The sequence below is a fragment of the Paenibacillus sp. JNUCC-31 genome (assembly GCF_014844075.1).
Classification (GTDB): domain Bacteria; phylum Bacillota; class Bacilli; order Paenibacillales; family Paenibacillaceae; genus Paenibacillus.
The window spans coordinates 2566701-2586335 of record NZ_CP062165.1; the positions used below are offsets into that span (position 1 = coordinate 2566701).

The 19635-nt window shown below is 44.8% G+C and carries 10 protein-coding genes and 2 pseudogenes; 2 read left to right on the plus strand and 10 right to left on the minus strand.

Translation table 11 applies throughout. The features are described 5' to 3' along the window. Positions 1–24 precede the first annotated feature (24 nt). From JNUCC31_RS11270 to JNUCC31_RS34090, 4 genes and pseudogenes are all read right to left on the minus strand, one after another. A complete protein-coding gene (locus tag JNUCC31_RS11270) occupies positions 25–1239 on the minus strand; it encodes an ABC transporter ATP-binding protein (protein ID WP_192271150.1) in 1215 nt (404 codons plus the stop codon). A 15-nt stretch (positions 1240–1254) separates the two neighbouring features. Further along, entirely contained in the window at positions 1255–2055 is an 801-nt protein-coding gene (locus JNUCC31_RS11275; protein ID WP_192271152.1) for an ABC transporter permease, read from the minus strand. Between the two features lie 112 nt (positions 2056–2167). Further along, positions 2168–2359 (minus strand): DUF6056 family protein, encoded by a 192-nt coding sequence (locus JNUCC31_RS34085; RefSeq protein ID WP_416234431.1) that lies wholly within the window; start codon positions 2357–2359, stop codon positions 2168–2170. A gap of 227 nt (positions 2360–2586) precedes the next feature. Continuing rightward, positions 2587–2955: pseudogene (locus tag JNUCC31_RS34090) on the minus strand (DUF6056 family protein). A 1577-nt stretch (positions 2956–4532) separates the two neighbouring features. On the opposite strand from JNUCC31_RS34090, the gene JNUCC31_RS11280 reads away from it, so the two are divergent. Further along, positions 4533–6998, plus strand: coding sequence for an O-antigen ligase family protein (locus JNUCC31_RS11280; protein ID WP_192271154.1), 2466 nt, complete (start codon positions 4533–4535; stop codon positions 6996–6998). 163 nt (positions 6999–7161) lie between these two features. Further along, positions 7162–8489 (plus strand): IS3 family transposase gene (locus JNUCC31_RS11285; RefSeq protein ID WP_416234357.1). Its coding sequence is split into 2 segments (ribosomal slippage): positions 7162–7531 and positions 7531–8489, totalling 1329 coding nucleotides; the frame shifts between segments, so codons are not numbered across the junction. A gap of 88 nt (positions 8490–8577) precedes the next feature. On the opposite strand, the gene galU is transcribed toward JNUCC31_RS11285, so the two are convergent. The 6 genes and pseudogenes from galU to JNUCC31_RS11310 form a co-directional block, all read right to left on the minus strand. Further along, entirely contained in the window at positions 8578–9456 is an 879-nt protein-coding gene (gene galU / locus JNUCC31_RS11290; protein WP_192271156.1) for a UTP--glucose-1-phosphate uridylyltransferase GalU, read from the minus strand. A 73-nt stretch (positions 9457–9529) separates the two neighbouring features. Continuing rightward, positions 9530–12961, minus strand: a complete 3432-nt coding sequence (locus JNUCC31_RS11295; protein WP_416234432.1) for a DEAD/DEAH box helicase — start codon at positions 12959–12961, stop codon at positions 9530–9532. Between the two features lie 90 nt (positions 12962–13051). After that, positions 13052–13294: pseudogene (locus JNUCC31_RS34095) on the minus strand (SWIM zinc finger family protein); the annotation flags it as partial. A gap of 161 nt (positions 13295–13455) precedes the next feature. After that, positions 13456–15969: a U32 family peptidase gene (locus tag JNUCC31_RS11300; RefSeq protein WP_192271160.1), complete on the minus strand. Its 2514-nt coding sequence runs from the start codon at positions 15967–15969 to the stop codon at positions 13456–13458. 384 nt (positions 15970–16353) lie between these two features. Further along, complete coding sequence (locus JNUCC31_RS11305; RefSeq protein WP_228469620.1) at positions 16354–18309, minus strand: stalk domain-containing protein; 1956 nt, start codon at positions 18307–18309, stop codon at positions 16354–16356. Beyond that, a complete protein-coding gene (locus JNUCC31_RS11310; protein ID WP_192271162.1) occupies positions 18296–19462 on the minus strand; it encodes a S1C family serine protease in 1167 nt (388 codons plus the stop codon). The genes JNUCC31_RS11305 and JNUCC31_RS11310 overlap by 14 nt, the downstream gene beginning before the upstream one ends. Between the last annotated feature and the right edge of the window lie 173 nt (positions 19463–19635).

The following is a 19635-nucleotide window of genomic DNA, read 5'->3' on the forward strand; positions in this document are numbered from 1 at the left end:
TAAATTATTCTGACTGGCGCCATATCACTCCAGTATCTCCCATTCATGCTTACATCTAAAAAATCCTTCCGCAACAGGCAATCCACGCAGATTTTTCTTGGGCAATACTCTAAATTCGGATATATAATCATTACGATCATACGGATACATAACCATTTCATCAGAGATATGAACGGAAATGAAATATCGTCCATCCAGAAAATCATTGTTCTCCACTTTGATTTTGAATACGGAATAAGGCTGCTCTAAGTTTATATCGTCGCGAACAGTATTAAATAGAGTGACAATGTCGCCTTGCTCATTATAAATGATCAATCCCACCCCGTATTTCAAGCCGGAGGCTCTGAAACCGAGTTCAATCGTGAATACAATATCTTCTCCGGTAACCATTACGTTTTTATTTATTTGAAAGTTTTTCACAAAAATCTTATTTCTAGCTTTATCGGCAGGCACATCAGTAGGTTCTTCTACATCCGCGGCCTTTACAACTTCTTTTGCCTCTTTTTGTTCGATAAAATATTTGTATTTTTCGCAAATTTCGTCTGCTGGTCCCACTTCTCTCAGAATGCCTTTTTCAATCCAGACTGCACGACTGCAAAAATTACGGATCGCGCTTAAGCTGTGACTCACAAACAGAATGGTAGCTCCGCTTTGTACCATTTCCTTCATTTTCTCATAACATTTTTCCTGAAAAAACATATCCCCTACAGCCAGCGCCTCGTCCACAATCAATATATCCGGCTCAACATTGATGGCTACTGCAAATGCCAATCTGGCAAACATACCGCTTGAATAAGTTTTTACGGGCTGGTAAACAAATTCCCCAATATCAGCAAAGTCGAGAATTTGCTGCAGCTTCTTATCAATCTCGTCCTTGCTCAGATTCATCATGCTTCCGTTCAAATAAATATTTTCAATACCTGTGAGTTCCTGGTTAAACCCCGCACCCAGTTCCAAAAGCGCGGATATTTTACCAAGAACGCTCACTGTACCATTCGTTGGATTCAATAGCCCGGTAATAATTTTTAGAATCGTTGATTTACCAGAACCATTTGTACCGAGTATACCTACAATTTCCTTTTTTCTGACCTGAAATGAGACATTGTCAAGAGCAGCATAATCGTTATGGTATTTCTTTTTCATCGGATGCAATGCTTCTTTAAGCCGGTCAGCAGGCTTGGCATATAATTTGTATACTTTGCTGATATTTTTTACATCAATGACAATTTCAGCACTCATCTTAACACTCCATCCTTATAAAACGTCAGCAAAATGAGGTTTTAATTTTTTGTAGAACAATGCTCCGACCACAAAAATGATAAAGGAAACACACCAGAAGTATAGCGTCATCTCGGGTTTTTGCCAGAACCATACTTCACCTACTAGCGAGTCCCTGTATCCTTCAACAATGTAATACATAGGGTTCAGTTTCAATAAAGTCAAATATTTGGCCGGAAACAAAGAAGGTTGCCACAAAATAGGAGACAGCCATATTCCAAATTGCAATATGATAGCCACGATTTGGTTCAAATCCCGAAAAAAAATGACGCAGGAGGCCGTAATGTAAGACAAGCCCAGTAATAAAAAGCAAAGTGCAAAAAGATAATAAAGCAGTTGCACAATATAGATAGTCGGCTCATAACCATACAGGAAATACACATACAATAAAAAAGCCATAAAAAATATGTGTACAAACAGAGCCGAAATAATTTTGATACTTGGTAAAATACTGACTTTAAACACAACTTTTTTTACCAAATAACTGTATTCAATCAAGCTGTTGGTCGAATTGCCAAGGGCCTCGGAAAAAAAGAACCATGGAATAAGACCACACATCAACCATAAAAGATACGGGATATTGTCAAGCGGAACTACACGGAATCCAATTTCGAAAATAAACCAGTATACGAGAATCGTCATCAAAGGTTGGACAAAAGCCCACAAAATCCCAAGTTGAGAATTGGCATATTTAACCCAAAAATCATTTTTAGCCAATCTTAAAACAAGACCTCTGGAATTATAAAATTCTTTAAAAAGAGTTAAAATCTTAATCACTTCTTTCGCATGATATCATCCAATCATCTTATAGGTGGACATCATATAATGTAAGACCTTGGCGATATTTCCTTTTTCATCACAAAGACCAATATCTACTTTTTTGAAAGACTTAATTTAGGTAGCACCGCTCGCCATAAGAGGCTCTGATAAGGAAAATAGGGGAAGCAATCATTATAAAAAAGCTCATACAGCCAACAAACATAAAAAGGATCCCAAAATAGACATTTTCCTTTTTCCATTCTGAAAAAGATCGGTGCAAAAATGTTAACACCCAGCAGAATAGCCAGAATAAGCAGCAAATACTTTTGCTCGATCAACGCTCCTTTAAGATTATGGGCATACTCTTTAAATCTTTGCAGTAATGATGCATGATAATCGATCGCTTCAGATCGTTTTTTATTGTCCGGAGTTAATAATCATAATTGCAAATCCAAGAAAGACGCCTATGCCGCCTGTATAGAACCATTTGGGTAATTTTCCAAACTTAAACCATACCAATCAGTCAATTACCTTTCAGCAGTGACTTTTCTACAACCAGATAGCTTTAAGGGAATAAAAAAGCATAATAAATACAGTTGTCCATAAGTAGTTGACAGAGCCTATTAACCAGATTGAAGTTCCTCCGAAGTTTGACAGTCCGAACCAGCACAAAATAACTACGCAAGTAAAGATACACATCTTGCATACTGTTCATCATTCTTAAACGCACCAAATACAAAATTGTTCCTATCAGCAACACCATCATGATGGCATTCATGATATTAAAGATCGGTTTTGCCAGTAGCAAAAAAGCTGCCCAAAGAAGTGTGCAACTAACCGACCACCCCAGGTAAAATAATGTATATGCAAGGATTGAAATATATTTATTAAACTTGTTACTTTGATATCCGTTTTCAAATAAAGCTATACGCAAAGTCATACGCAAACAATGGTTCATTTAAAACATAAAAACAAGCGAGTAACAGGTCCCTATTATACCTGAGATTCAAATTTACTTTTTGGACATAATATTAATTTCACCCTGATTGTAAAATTTAATCATATTAAAGGCGTCCACCGATGACAGCAAACGTAATAGCATCTTCCAGATCATTAATCTGTATTATTCCAAGCCTGCTGATTAGCCAAAAATAAATTAAATGACCACCTGCTCTGCTCAAAGCAGGTGGATTTAGACATCAATGTTGACGACCATTCCGTAAAGAGTGAAGCTCTTCTGGCGGAGCCTTCGCTCAAGTGTACTTCAACTTCAACACGGATACTCGTCCTCAAGCGGGCATGTCAATAACAGGTGAAATGTTCTGTTCCCACATTTCCCCGCAAACCCCCTATTCCTCTTGCCTGCAATTAAACTATGGCTTAATATTAATTCCATTACTAAAAAGCTCATCACCCCATTTATACAAAGGACGACCAAAATCTGATTTTTCATGAACAGCCTTCCCTTTTCTTTCATTCCACTTTATTTCCCATAAGATTCGTATGGAAAATAATTAGTATAATACTCACATGTTTCTTCTCAATGCTGAATCGACAGGGATTTCCCATAATGTCGGCAATAAAACAATGTAACTATACTACTGTCTTCCGTAAATGAAGGCTCTCTTGAATCCAATGAATCCAATCCTCTATATCTAATACTTGCATTAGTCTCCATAACATAACAATATCTCTTCTTTCAGGCACGAAATATTTTCTGAAGTTGAACAGTTGCCGGGAGGTGCGTAAGGCTGCTGGTCCTCCTTGGTTATATAGGCATCAAACAGTTGAATTTTAACTATATCAACCTTCTAAGAATCATTAGAGTTTATAAACTCTCTTATTCCCCCTATATATTGCTCATCAGCGTCGACGCAAAATATCCATTCAGGAAAATAACATGAAGATAACTTTAGAAGATCATTGTGATGTTCTGTTTCACTTTTTAGTCGTTCCTCAGGATTTTCTCCCAATGTAAATTTCCAATTACTGCAATAAACTTCTCATAATTCTTTAAAATTTCAAAAGTGTTATCCGTACTTGCATCACCAAATAATACCATCTGCAAATTCACTCAAGTGATCTAATGTAACTTTAAGAATTAGAGATTCATTCTTATACGCAACACTACTAAAAGCTTGTAATTTTTATTTTTCTATACTCAAAATAGTATATTTTTCCTTTTTTAAAATGTTAGAAAACCAATTTAATAATTCTATGAATATTTATTCCTCATCACTCCATTTATAATTGGAATACAGGTTTATTCCTTTTTGTATCTGTATGAAATTTACCAATTTATAATTGAGTAAGGATAATTCATCATATAAATCAAGACCACAAATTACTTTCCTATAATTAAAAATGATTCCATTTTTTAAGAGATTAGGAAAAATAACGCTATTTATAGTTAATAAAAGTTATTAATTGTACAGTTGTAATAATTATTATGTTAAAATACTAACAGTAACTACAAGAAAAGGAGATTGCGAACCTTGTCGAATCCAGTATACGGTAAACAAATCAAAACGTCGAGCAAAGCAGTTGCAGGTTTGGCTTCGCCCCTGCAATGGACTCTGACCATAGGACTCATCTTATTTTTACTCTGGTCCGCTTTCCAAGTTGCGTTATTTAACGGACAAACGCTTCAATTTGAAGGACCCATTTATTGGGCGATTGCAATTACAACCCTCCTATTCACTATGTGGGTTGCTGTCTACTTCAAGCAGATTAAGTTAGAAACTCAGCAAGATTGTCTTAAGATCGCGGTGATATTGTTGCCACTTACCTATGTCCTGTCACTCATCAGTGCAGCATCTGAATATTTGGCAGTCAACATGATCCTCATCCAATGCATGTATGCAATGATCTTTGTAATGGCTATGTACCTGCTCCAAAACAACAAAATCAATCATATCATACAATCCTCCTTGATAGGAATTGCATATGTTATTGTCGGATTTGGGTTGTTAAACTGGCTGGGGGCCTTCAGTTTCGCAGGCAAGCTTGTCGGGTGGTTCTCGGCCGGTGTCGTGAATGGAGTCTATAACCAAGCCATCTGGAATGATTCCAACGGTCCACGGCTTGCATCGGTGTTTCAGTATCCCAATACATACGCCGCTTTTCTGATTCCATTTTTGTTTATTACCATTTTTAGTATGATTCGTTCCAAAAAAGTGTACATGCAGCTACTTCATGGATTTATGCTTGTGCCAATCATCCTGTCGTTGCTGCTGACGCTCTCCCGTACGGGGCTTGTCATGCTGCCAATTGTGTTTGTCATTTTGTTGCTCCTGTTGAAACCTGCAAAGCAAATTTTGTGGTTTATCTATTGTGGAGTAGCAGGAATCGGTACAATTATCGTTTTAAATCCGATAAATACAGCTGGACTGGAATTACAAAAGCAATACTCTGGCTCACTCGCAGCCAAGGGTTGGATTTACCTGATTGCTGCATCCGTAGTTGTGACATTGTTATGTTGGGTTATCCAGCGCTGGGTTGCGCCTCGCCTTGAAGGCAAGCTTCAATCCTGGTCAGATCGGAAAGGATCCAGTTTATGGATTCCACTAGGCTCCGTCGTTCTCACCGTCATTGTTGCCGTGCTTCTGCTCGGTACCAGCGTGCGCAACATTTTGCCAGACAGCATTAGTACCCGGCTTGAAAATATCAATTTCCAACAGCACAGTGTGCTGGAGCGGATTACCTTTTATAAAGATGCCATGAAGCTCGTCGCTGACTATCCAATAATTGGAGCAGGCGGTGGTGCGTGGACCTCTTTGTATGAAAAATACCAGAACAATCCTTATATCAGTGCTCAGGCCCACAACTTCTTCATGCAATACCTGGTTGAGGTTGGGATTATTGGATTTGTTGTGTTTATGGCATTCATTCTCTTTGTTTTCTATCAATATGTTCGTGCCTATGTAGTAAGGAGTGAGGAAGAACGCGAATCTCATTTCGTGTACTTCATTCTGTCCATGTCCATTCTGGTACTAAGTATCCTTGATTTCAATATGAGTTATGTCTTTATTGGAATTCTTGTTTTCCTTGGTCTCGGTGGAATGGCTGCTGCGATGGATCCTAAGCCGATGCGTCGCTTGAAGCTTAGTGACTCTACAGCACGAGGAATCTACAGTGTGATTGCAGGAGTAGCTGTAATCATTCTGCTAATTGTATCTGTTCGTTTTCTACAAGCCAATCATTATGCCTATAAAGCTAAAGAGGTAGCTCAAACTAGCCAGGACTTTCAGGAGATCAAAGCTCCACTGGACAAGGACTTATCTATTCGCAGTACACATTTTGATTCATTACTGATGCTTTCTTCCCTCTATCAACAGGGCTATGAACAGACAAAGGATGATCAGTTCTATACTGCATCCGTTCAATTGCTCCAGCGTGGTCTTGAAGCAGAGCCATTCAATAAGAGCATGGTGAAGCAACTCATCAGTCTGTACGAATTGAAGGGTGAGGCTGACCAAGCCTATACTCTCCAAAAAGAGTACGCCGACAATTATGCCTGGGATATGAGCTGGTATGAACAGTTGATCAGTCGATCCTTCGATCTTGGGTATCAGGCAGTTGGACAAGGGGATACAGCTAAGAAAGAATCGTACTTCGCTTCGGGTCTGGATGCTTATCAGCACGTTGTAGACGGAATTGCACATCTGAAGACTCTGCCTGAAGGACAAATGCAGGGAGAAGCTTTTGAGCTGACTCCAACGATGATCCTCAATTCAGGGAAAATGAAATATATGTTAAACGACGCGGCCGGAGCCGCTGCCATCCTGAAAGGCGGGATAGCGGAGGATCTAACCGATGCAACCAACCGTGAAATTGCAAGGTGGTATCTTGCCGTGCTGGCGAAGGAAGGACAACAGGATCAAGCTGTATATGATAAACTGATTGCTGTTGCACCGACCGAGGCAGATGAAATTAAAAAGATCTCAGAATTAAATTTTTAATATGTTTTATAGTTAATAGTTTCATATCATCACAATTTTTATACACAGCAAAAAGGTTTGCCTTCAGCTAAAATGTACCCTATAAGATGGACACTTTAAAAAGGTCATCTTATAGGGTCTTTTTTGTGTACAATGAATAAAAAACGAGCGGTGGTCAAAGTGGATGTCTAAAAAGTTATTTACAACTCAAGAGCAAGCTCAGTTAAGAACAAATCCCTATGTGAAAAATGTCAGTGCTAAAGCCATTACATATACGGATGCTTTTAAAGAACGATTTATTCAAGAGTATAATCAAGGTAAGTTTCCAAGTGAGATTTTTCAGGAGGCGGGCTTTGCCATTGACGTTTTGGGGGCAACCCGGATTCGAAAGGCTTCCAATCGATGGCGTGCGGCTTTTCAGGAACAAGGACCTGCAGGATTAACAGACGCTAGAAAACACGCCTCAGGACGTCCTCTGACCCGCGAATTAAGTCTCGAAGAAAAATATGCCCGTTTAGAAGCGAAAATGAAATGGCTTGAAGCGGAGAATGAATTCTTAAAAAAGCTCGATCAACTCGAAAGGCAGATGAGAAAAAAGAAATTCAATTAAGTACGTGGCAAAAATTCGAACTGATTCAACAGATGATGAGGGCATACCCTCTCCAGCGAAAGGTGCATGTTCTATGTGAAATCGCCGGGGTCTCACGTTCGGGCTACTATCGATATCGTAGTGAAAATGCTCAATTACATCGTCAAAAACAGGAACAAAACGATGAAAACGTCAAAGCGATTCTTCTGAAAGCCTACCGTTACCGGGGAAGGAAGAAGGGAGCTCGTCAAATCAAAATGACGCTGGAGAACCAATATGGAGTTACATACAACCTCAAGCGTATCCGTCGAGTCATGCAAAAGTACAACATCGTTTGTCCGATTCGAAAAGCCAATCCTGCACGACGTATGGCCAAAGCCACTCAAGAGCATCGAACCTGTCCCAACACGTTAAAGCGAGCCTTTAAGCCAGGGGTCGCCGGTCAAGTTCTCTTAACCGACATCACGTATTTAACCTATGGGAAAAACAAGCGGGCCTATCTGTCCACGATAAAAGACGCCGAAACGAATGAAATTTTAGCCTATGAAGTCTCTGCTTCACTTGGTTTGGACATTGCGATCGACACGTTGAAACAACTCAAGAAACATCGCCATCTCACCTCGGATGCCTTGATTCATTCGGATCAAGGATTTCACTACACCAATCCGAAGTTCCAAAAGCTTGTGAAAGAAATGGGGCTAAGTCAATCCATGTCACGTAGAGGAAACTGTTGGGATAACGCTCCACAAGAATCATTCTTTGGGCATTTTAAAGATGAAACGAATTTCAAAACGTGTATGACTTTGGAAGAAGTTACGCAAGAAGTGAAAAGCTACATGATCTATTACAATCATTATCGAGGTCAATGGAACTTAAAGAAGCTGCCGCCTGCGCGTTACAGGCAGCAGCTTGAGGTGGCCTAACCTTTTTTTAATTGTCCTTTACAAGGGGTACATTTTAAGCAAAGGCAGACCTTTTTTTGCTTTGAAACCTAATTCCTATACTTTGCAATTAATTCGATGAAACAACTTTCTTTAAATAGTTCAACAAATCTTCCCGTAGATCATCATGCTGAAGCGCATAATGAATCGTTGTCTCAATAAAGCCCAGTTTCTCTCCCACATCATGACGAAGGCCGTCAAAGTGGTACGCCAATATCCTTCTCTGTTCATTCAGACGGGACAAGGCATCCGTTAACTGGATTTCTCCACCAACACCTGCCGATTGCTGGCCAAGGATCTCAAATATGTCTGGGGTAAGAATATATCGCCCCATAATGGCCAGATTCGAAGGAGCATCTTCAGGCTTTGGCTTTTCAACCAAACGCTTCGATCGGAATACTCGTTCATCGGTTTTTAGAATCTGCTCACCGTCCACAATCCCGTAGCGGGATACCTCCTTCCAATCTACCGGCTGCACACCTACGATTGGGGATTGGTATTCGTCGAACACTTCGATCATCTGCTGCAGGCAAGGCGTTTCTGCCTCTACGATATCGTCCCCAAGCAGAACAGCAAAAGGCTCATCCCCAATAAACTTGCGGGCACACCAGATAGCGTGTCCAAGACCCTTGGGTTCTTTTTGACGGATATAATGGATGTCTGCCATCTCAGAGGGCTTGCGAACTTCATTCAGCAGATCCCATTTCTGTTTACCAGCCAGGTTCTGCTCCAGCTCAAATGAATAGTCAAAATGATCCTCGATGGCCCGTTTACCTTTACCTGTTACGATAATGATATCCTCAATGCCTGAAGCCACAGCTTCTTCAATAATGTACTGTATCGTCGGCTTATCAACGATGGGCAGCATTTCCTTGGGCATCGCCTTCGTGGCAGGCAGAAACCGGGTACCGAGCCCGGCCGCTGGAATAATTGCTTTGCGAATACGCACGCTAGATCCGCCCCTTCTGGTGGAGAAATAATTATATATTAGATGAATCGTAGACTAATTTGGCTAGACTTCATTATACCATCAACAGCTCCCGGATATCCTGCTCGGATAAGGTGGTCGATCCCCCATCCCCCGGTTCAATCACTTCGGCAATCAAATCTTTTTTGCGCTGCTGCAGCTCCAGAATCTTCTCCTCAATGGTACCTTCCGTAACGAGACGAATAACCTGTACCACTTGTTTCTGTCCCATCCGATGGGCGCGTCCGATGGCCTGTTCTTCCACGGCGGGATTCCACCACAAATCATATAAAATAACCGTATCTGCACCCGTTAAGTTCAATCCGGTACCGCCAGCTTTCAAGGAGATCAGGAACAACTCAGCCTCACCCTCATTGAATCTGTGGCACATATCCACCCGACTCTGTGCAGGTGTCTGACCATCCAGGTAGAACAAATCTCTTCCCTGCGCTGCCAACGTCTGTCGGATCAGATTCAGCATGCTTGCGAACTGGGAGAAGATGAGAATACGTTTGCCAGCAGCCAGACAATCCTGAACCGTCTCCAGTAGTTGTTCCATTTTCCCGGAATCTCCCTGATAACCTTCCACAAAAAGGGCTGGATGACAGCACAATTGGCGCAGGCGTGTAATGCCAGCCAGAATTTTGATGCGGTTCTTCTGAAAACCATTCTCTTCCATATCCCTGGATGTCTCATCCTGAAGCTGGGTCAGGTAGGCAGCATACAGTTTTTTCTGCTCAACTGTTAGCTCGGAGCGCTGTACCGTTTCAATACGATCCGGCAATTCCTCCAGCACATCTTTCTTCAGACGACGGAGAATAAACGGACGGACCATTCGTGCGATTCGCTCAGGTGGCAGATCCCGGAATCTGCGATAGCTTGGGAACAGTCCTGGAAAAATCGCTTCAAAGATCGACCACAGCTCATCCAATGAGTTCTCCACAGGTGTTCCTGTAAGAGCGAAGCGACGTGGTGCCTGAATCTGTTTAACGGCCTGAGCTGTCTGGGAAGAAGAATTCTTGATCGCCTGGGCTTCATCCAAAATAAGCGTATGAAACGTTCTTCCGAGATATGTGTCCAGATCGCGGCGCAATAGCGGGTAGGAAGTCACAATAACGTCTGCGTCATCCATACCTTCGAGCATACTGGCTCGTTCGTCTTTTTGACCCGCTGCAATGAGGACTCGCAAATGCGGAGCAAATCGGGCAAATTCATTGGCCCAGTTGTAGGTCAACGAAGCAGGCGCTACGACAAGTACCGGAGGATGGACAGCGCGGCTTCGGATTGATAATCCATCCTGTAATGTACCTGAGGCAGTAAAGAGACTCCCAACCCCTTCCAAAGGCGCCTCATTCAATGGCAGCCCGGTTACAGGATCAATTCCAGAATAAGCAGCATCTGAAAGTCCCTCTGCCCGTAATACGTTCTTCCCATAAACATCTACGCCGTCATAACCTCCGTTTAAAATCGGCTTTTCTTTCAGTTCAGCTGCAATATAAGCGATACTTTGCAGCGTTTTGCCAAGCCCCATATCATCGGCCAAAATGCCGCCAAATCGGTAAAATGCAAGTGTACGCAGCCACTGGTATCCACTGGCCTGATAATCACGCAACACAGGAGCAAGAGCATCTGGCAATGCAAAATCCATTCGTTCGGGATCACGAAGATCATCCAGGAAACGTTTCAGGGAACCTCCCCATTTCACATGTCCCGAAACCTCGTCCCGGCCAGGAAGCTGCAACGCTCGAACCGCCGGTAGCCGAATATGACTGCTCTTGATATCGTCCGCTGCAAGTCCAAGCGAATCTGCCATGTGAGCAAAGCTGTCTGCCCCTTCATTTTCAAGAGAGAGAAAGACACCACTGCGCAAACGGAAATACGGTTTCTTTTCCACAATGCTGCGCATCATTTCCTGAAGCTCCAGCTCGTCTACACCTTCCATCTCGAATGAGATCTCCAGCCAGTCCAACCCCTTACCCAGATCTGCCCGGACTTTTGGAGGTGTCGGATAGGATTGCACCATGGCCTTCACCGCATTCGGAATATAGATATCCACCTGTTTCTCAAGCTCAGGCAGCAAATGATACATCACATCATATATCGCATCTTCTCGTTCACTCGCCCATACGCTACCATCCCGTTCCAGGAAAGAGCGATCTAATCGATCGATCAGGTTCCGCTCCGCATGGCGGTCACGCACCAAAATTACCTTTTTCTCTTCCTCATCGATCAAGTATTCGGCAAGTGGATTAATCACCATAACACTATAATCAAATTCTAAACGCGCTGTAATTCGTTCACGGTAAAAGTCAATGTATAACTTCGGTGCAAGTTCAGGCTCTGCAATCTGTTCGCGTACCTGGGAATCAATAGACAGATGTCCAAGCGTGCGCAGCTCCGGCACCACATGCTGTACAAATTCATCTACCTGCTGAGCAGAAATATCGATACTTTCCTTAATTCCATATGAAGTGAGCGCTCTACTCAGATCTTCCAGACTTCGCATCTGCATCGGTTCCAATATATGCAATTGTCCTTCCACAACAGCAGCGTCGTAGGCCGGAAGTAGAATCAGCTCACGCAATCCGGAAATTTCAAGCTGATACCCTTCATTGGCGCCCTGTGCAATACGGTAAAATAAAGGCAGTGCACCCTCACCCAAGGCGAGTGGTCCGTTCGCGAATCCCGTTCCCTCCATCCGGCTATCTGCCTGAAGCAGCAAATCCAGCAGAGGTTTCCAAACCAGAGGAGCAATCAATATATCTCTTCCGTCCGAAGCTCCCAAGTAACCCGAGATCGACTCGCGGTACGCCTCTTCACTCTGCCTCATCCGAATAAGCATAGACAGGATCGCCTGATCCTGGGGGCTAAAATAATGCATTGAAGGGTCGTAGAAAAACAGCTTGGTAAACGCCATCGGTTCGCCCTTCTCAATACAACTCAGAAACTGCTTTACTTTCTGTACTACATACAGGCGTTTATGGCCCACCTTCAGTTCGAGCGCGAGTTTGGCTCCGCCTTTGTGAACCTGCACTAGCTTGCATATAAACTGGAGCTGGAGCTCTTCCTGCGGGGACGAGCGCAAGACTGGTGCGGTGTATTTACGTTCATTTGCATGCAGGGGGCTACGTTCCCTGGCAAACATGGACAGGATTTGATCGGCTGTGCGATAAGAAGGTTTATCTGCTGATTTGCCCCATCCTTGGGCAGAGCTCGGCCGACCTGCTTGAGCGAAATGCACGAATGGACGATCCACAGCCGAATGGTCATGCAGTTTGGAATCGGAAGGCAAAGGCTCCGTTACAAAGGCGTGAGCAGATGAAGTCGATTGAGAGTCCACATTCATAACTGAACCGTTGTTTGAAATGGAGTTTGGGCGCTCCCACTCCTTCTCTTCCACCAGCGTCCCCACTCTGGAGCTGGAGCCACGTCCTGATTTGGATACCGGGCTCGTCTTCGTTTGAGAGCCAGGTTTAGAGGGATTCATTTGGCCTTCTTTGCCAGTTCCTGTAGTTCCTTCTTTCCCACTTACAATCTTGCTTTTCCGTTGTTCGCCCCATTCATGGATCGCCAGCAAAACAGCAGCCACATGTTTGCAATGGTCATAATAGTTCCCTTCATCGGGACAGTTACAAACGGCCTCTATCTCTCCGGCTTCATCCAGATTAACCGTCACTTTATATCGTTCTGTACCTCGGACCAGTGCCTCATAATGCCGCTCATCCTCACTGACGAGCAGATTGGTCACTCTGCCGGATTGGTTGTACGCTTCCCCGCTTTTGAATGCCGTGACTCCACACAGCAGTTTGATATCCATCATGGTGAATGGCGCCACATGTTCCGCCTCCTTATACGCCCTGACTCATAAAAGTACGTCATTTACCCTCTATTTCCCTTTTAAAGAAAAAACCCCAAGACTCCTTATAGCAGAGATTGGGGTTGCTTCATACTTGTAACATGTTATCGTAACATACGATCCGTTTATTTCACCAATTGACCACGCGTTACGCCAAGCTGGTTGGTTGCTTTCAATGTTTTCCACACTTGTGTACCACTGATCTCACCGCGCAGCGCACGATTGTACAGATCAATAACTTCACGTACCTGCTCCGGTGTTTCCTCCAGGAATTCCACACGATAGCGGGATACACCCAGATCCATGAAGTTGGTCAGATATTCAGCACCGGATTGTTCCACCGCATTATAAACGGTATTGCGGCAGCCTTCATCCACACGTACGGGATGGGACATGCCAATCCGGTCTTGCAGCGATGCACGCTGTTCTTCACAAGGACGACCACAGTTTGTAAAGTCCGTTCCTTCACTCATAAACGTACAGTACACACAGTGCTCCGTATGGAACATCGGCAGATGCTGATGAATAACCACTTCGGTCTGGCTTGTACGGGAGTTACCCAGCAGATCAACCATTTGTTGAATGTTCAGGTCATAGGATGGTGTGATCCAGTCACATCCTGCTTCCAGGAACAGTTCTACCGCTTTATGGTTGGCGATGTTCAATGAGAAGTCACCGATCAGTTCCGGGTGCTTCGCATCCGGATTCTCCATCCGGTGACGCAGGTAGAAGTACAGCGCACCTGTATTACGTACCAGCACAGCGTCCGGCTTCAGACGCAAAATGTTGTTGTGGTAACCATTCTCGCCAGGCATATGAATACGCGGCGTTGCCAGCGCAATCTTGCGGCCTGCGGCATGAACAGCTTCCACAGCTGCCGGGAATTGCTTGATAAACTCGAAGTCGGCGTAGATCATGCCGACACCCGCTTCCAGCGCTGCCTCTACTTGAGGCAGGCTGCGGCAGAGCGCGGTCAGCTCCGCTTGACCGCGAGCCACTGGCGATGCCGGTTTAACCGCATCGCCGTAAACTTCTACCGCCCGTTTCACGTAGACGGGCGGTTTAGGGCGCTCGCCCGCGAGCTGTTCCACCGCCTGACGGCGAATGTTATTCAGCTCGCGCATCGGAATGATGACGTCACCGTGCAGGTTGACGTCCAATTCTTCCAGCTGGAACACCGTGCCGCCCAAACGTCCGAATTGCTCTTCGAGCAGTTCGTGCGTCATTGGACGCTTCTGGGCGATGTCCAGTTCCATCTCGGAATTTACACGGACGGTCGTGCCCTTCTGCACGTCTGTCCACCAAGTGCTAAGCGGCTGCCCTGGGCTGCCGATGACTTTAACGTTTACAGGGAAGACACGATAGGGTTTCTCGGTTTCAAAGCTCTGACGCAAACGTTTGTCCAGGGCCGGGTCATTCGTTTTCCATACTTTATCGCCAACTTTCACGCGGCGCAGGTCCACGTCACTGCGGCCAGGTACAACGTCCACGATCCAGCCTTCCTCGGCTTCGCCTTCAAGCTTCACGCCTTTGCGACGCACATCGTAGACACGTCCGCCTTCTTCCTTCTGCGTTGGATCTCCAGCATCGAATACGATCCCGTCCCCACGCTTCACTGGCGCATCCAGTTTCAGGACGACACCATCACGTAATACTTGGTCTACACGACCCAGGTAGACGCCACGGCTTTTCGGGAACGTCCCGTCAACCAGTTGTTTATTGTTCGTTCCGTCCAGGAAACCGTGCGTGAATCCGCGGGAGAAGCTTTGCTGCAACTCACGGACTTCTTCCTTGCTTGGTGGCGTGTTATCCCCGTCAAAGTAACGGTCGATCGCTTTACGGTATTTACTAACCACGTTCGCCACGTATTCTGGCGTTTTGAGACGTCCTTCAATTTTGAAGGAAGTAACGCCCGCTTCGATCAGTTCGGGCATCAAGTCAATCGCAGCCAGGTCTTTCGGAGACAAGAGATATGCCACATCACCCATCGGCTTGTGCACTCCGTCCACCATCAGGTCATAAGGCAGGCGGCAAGCCTGTGCACATTCACCACGGTTGGCGGAGCGTCCGCCCCACATTTCAGAAGTCAGACACTGCCCGGAGTAAGATACACACAGCGCACCGTGAACAAATACTTCCATCGGCAGCTTCGCCTGTTCTCCGATCTTCTGAATCTGCTTCAGGTTGTTCTCCCGTCCAAGTACGACACGCTCCATATCAAACGGCTTCGTAAACTCCACCGCTTCCGGTGATGTAATCGTCATTTGAGTTGAACCGTGAATCGGGAAATCCGGCGAGATCTCGCGAATCATTTTAACCAGACCCAAATCCTGTACAATCACGGCATCCACACCTGCATCGACACAAGCGTCGATCAGTTCCTTGGCATCCGTCAATTCATTTTCAAAAATCAATATATTAAAGGTCAAAAAACCTTTTACGCCATAACTGTGTAAAAACGCCATAATCTCCGGCAGCTCGTCCATACGGAAATTGTTCGCACGTGCTCGTGCATTAAACTTTTCGACTCCGAAGAAAATCGCATCTGCGCCATTGGCTACCGCCGAACGCATACAATCCCAGTCACCTGCGGGTGCCAGAAGCTCGACGTCTTCTCTTCGTATTGTTGCTGTTTTCATGTAGATCCTCCCCATAACCGGCCATAGCCGGATTTCATCCCTGTATCCTTATACGCTGAGCCTGTACTCTTCCGTACTCCTGCATGGTCACTGTATCGCTATATCTATACATTATGTCTGTATTGCCTGATTCCCGAGCCTACAATCATCTTTATTTGTCAGATCAGCAGTCATAACTCCTGAACTAATATATTGTATCACTTCTGAACGGACTCTTCTACGCTTTCCTAAAAAAACCGTTTATCATTTTCATTTCCATTAAAATTTACACTAGACACTTTCGCTTGCAGGACCATCTTTCCGATCAGCACTCTTCGTTCCATTGTAAATGTATAGAAACCAAATAAACCGGAAGGTCTCCAGACCCTCCGGCATTCATTTCTTTTATTTAATAAAGGTAAATGAGTTCACCGCTTTTTCCAGCGCTGCTGCCTGTACTTCCGTCTTGTTGGCATCATTAAGCCCGCTCGTTATGGTATACGTTGTACCGTTCTGTTCGAACACAATTTGACGTCCGCTATACGGCACACCGTTATCCACCTCATGATACGTGAAGGAAAAGGCAGGTACACCTGCAAACATTAGCTCCTCACTGCTAAGCAGTTTGAAGTTTTTACGAGTCTTGGTTGCTTCGGCATACGCCTCTCTCAGTTGACTGACGGTCATCTCGATCGATTTGTCATCGCTCGCTACAATGGAGAACTCTCCACCAGTAAAGGTATAGACTACAGGAGAATACTCAAAGCGGTCATTGTACGGCGTCCAATAGCGAGGGATATCCACACTGTAATGATATCGTTTGGACGTCCTCGTCAACGTTTTCGTCTTATCTGTCAAATACGGGTCCTCATCCAGCTGACCAAAGTTATCGGATACTGTATCAAAGTCAATCTCAACGCTCTTCATAATCCGTTTAAACCACTCTCGATCTTCGGCCTGATCCTCAGGGAACGTGTATTCAGCATAATAGCGATAGCCGTTCTTTTGTAAAAGAACATCGAACTCCGTCTGCCATCCATCGCCAAAGTTATAACGGAATTCATTGACCTCGGCAGTCTCGCCCGATATATTCATCGTGGAGGAACCAATCGGTTCGTAACTGTCTGGTGTAAATGTCTCTCGCATCCATTTGTCCAATTGGCCACTCCAGTCTTTTACGGTTGCCCCCGTTGGAGCCGATGTAACACGAAGTTGGAGATAGGCCCCGTCTTTGGATTCGTATACCATCTGATTATTGTCCATAGACCAGCCCGCAGGAATGCTCAGTTCAATGCCATAATCATCATTCCATGCAGAACGCATCCCATCATCCACCGTGGAGAGATCCTTGATCGTACGATCGGACTCTGCATATGTAGGCTGGAATGAATTGAGCAGCGCCGCACGCTTGCTTAAATCCTTGTAATTCAAAGCTTCATAATCTGCAAGGTATACATCATATTGGCGACCATCACGGATATACTGACGCATTTCCCATAACAAGCCGTCAACATCTTTAACAACGATTCGAGCATAGGGTGTTTTGCCTTTGGCAATCGATTCCCGATCCAGTACCGTATCTCCCGACTGTTTCGCTTCCTGAACCAGCTGCTGCAACAAATCATCCGCATCCAGCGCCACATCCTGATCGCTCACATACACCTCGAGATAATAACTGCTGTCCGCCGTACCAAAAGTCATCATGCGCTCCTGCTCACCCGTTTGCAGAATCATCAGGTCAGCCGGATAATTAATGGACCAGCCGTAGAAGCTGTTACCAATTCGTGTTTTGCCTGCATCCAGATCAATGCCGCCCTCATCCTCATCCATCGAATCATCCGATTGCAGTAATCGAATAACCATTTCACCTGCACTATTTGGGGCAAGCGTCGCACCAATGCCTGCAGCAACCGGACGAAGTGGCACCATAAGAACTCCATTCACCATTTTGGGGCCTGCCCCCATCTCCTTTTTGACTCCATCCACCCAGGCAATCGAGCTGCCAATCGTCAACGTGACGGTATGCGGGCCTTCCTTGATTTTGACAACATCGTTCTTCTCGAGCCGGATTTCACTGCCAAATGCCTTTTTGAACACACCGACAGGCACCATGGTAATTCCTTTAATCTGATATGGCTTGGCGATTGCCTGCTTACTGCCATTGATGTATGCATTTGTGCTCCCTTCTTTGATCCGCAGTTCACTTGTTGTATGATCCGATGCCCATGCGGGCAATGCCGCACCGATGGTCAGCATCCCGGCCAACACACCTGTGCTCAGCACACGTAAAAATGACTTCTTCATTCCGTTCATTCGTCCTCTCTGATTCCGGGTTACTCGCCGGGCTTTATTGATCTTCATCTATAGGGAACTGTTCGTCTTCATCGTCCTGAATGTCCGCCCGATCAGCGAGTATCACGGTGCGAGTGACAATATCACCGTCTGATTGCATCAACAACTTCATCTTTTGTCCGGGCAAATACTTCTTGAGCAACTCATTGATGTCGACAGCAGAGGATACACGTGTGCCTGCCACACTGTATAACAGATCGCCTTCTTTAATTTTGGCTTTCTTCGCTTCAGCCGACAGCACACCCGTGACCGTCAATGGATCATCTGTAGGCAGTCCCACAATCGCAGACCAGCTCTCTTCCAGTTGCAGACCAAGGCTTGCGCGTTTGATTTTTCCGTACTTAAAGAATTGATTGGTTATATATTGAACGGTATCTACCGGGATTGAAAACCCCATACTCTCGATACCCACTGCTGAAAATTTCATGGAGTTAATGCCAACGACTTCACCTTTCATATTGACCAGCGGTCCCCCGCTGTTGCCCGGATTAATGGCCGTATCGGTTTGAATCAACCGATAGGTGGCCTCCACCCCGCGATTAAGCCCACTGATCACACCTACCGTTGCCGAGTTACGCAAAGAGAAAGAGATCGGTGTACCAATGGCGATGACGGTTTCTCCAACCGTTGTCTGTGAAGCTTTGGCAAAGGTCGCTGTTTGAAGAGATTTGGCATTAATTTTGATCAGGGCGAGATCGCTCAATGGATCACTGTATGTTTTCGTAATTTTGTATGTATTGCCATCGGTCGTCACGACCAGAGGATTAGTTAATCCATCTACTACATGAGCATTTGTCACAATCCAGCCGTTGGAGCGGATAATCACGCCTGTGCCATGAGCCAGGTTATAGCGGTCTGATGTGACCCCATCCTGAGCTTCATCAGATTTGCCGATGATACCAACAACGGACGGAGATACCTTTTCGATCACTTTCGGAATGGCTTCACTACCCTTATACTGATACGTTCCGGTTTTGGCATCATACTGCCCACTTCCGCCAATCGCTTTGACCAAATCCGTTGAATTGACATAGACTTGTCCATCGACCATTTTAGCTTTCATTCCCTTGGCAGTCTCTGCTGCTCCAGCCGTTGTCGCAACACTAACCGAGAGTACAGCAGTCATCAACATGGCTACGGCCTTTTTCCCCAACACTCTCATTCCCTCACCTAACCCTCTCTATATATCCTCCGTTATGCGACCTAGCCATACGATCCATTACTGAATCTATTCTATTCTCTCTATCATCTGCAATACCGGTATTCCCCAATTTATCATACATATTATTCCTGTACAATTGCTTTAAGCCCTATTTTTAATAGAAGTAATCGTAT

Coding starts and splice junctions, on each gene's coding strand:
- JNUCC31_RS11295 (WP_416234432.1), bottom strand. CDS start 12,961: ATGAATCCCTCTAAACCTGGCTCTCAAACGAAGACGAGCCCGGTATCC.
- JNUCC31_RS11310 (WP_192271162.1), bottom strand. CDS start 19,462: ATGAGAGTGTTGGGGAAAAAGGCCGTAGCCATGTTGATGACTGCTGTA.
- JNUCC31_RS11300 (WP_192271160.1), bottom strand. CDS start 15,969: ATGAAAACAGCAACAATACGAAGAGAAGACGTCGAGCTTCTGGCACCC.
- JNUCC31_RS11305 (WP_228469620.1), bottom strand. CDS start 18,309: ATGAAGATCAATAAAGCCCGGCGAGTAACCCGGAATCAGAGAGGACGA.
- JNUCC31_RS11270 (WP_192271150.1), bottom strand. CDS start 1,239: ATGAGTGCTGAAATTGTCATTGATGTAAAAAATATCAGCAAAGTATAC.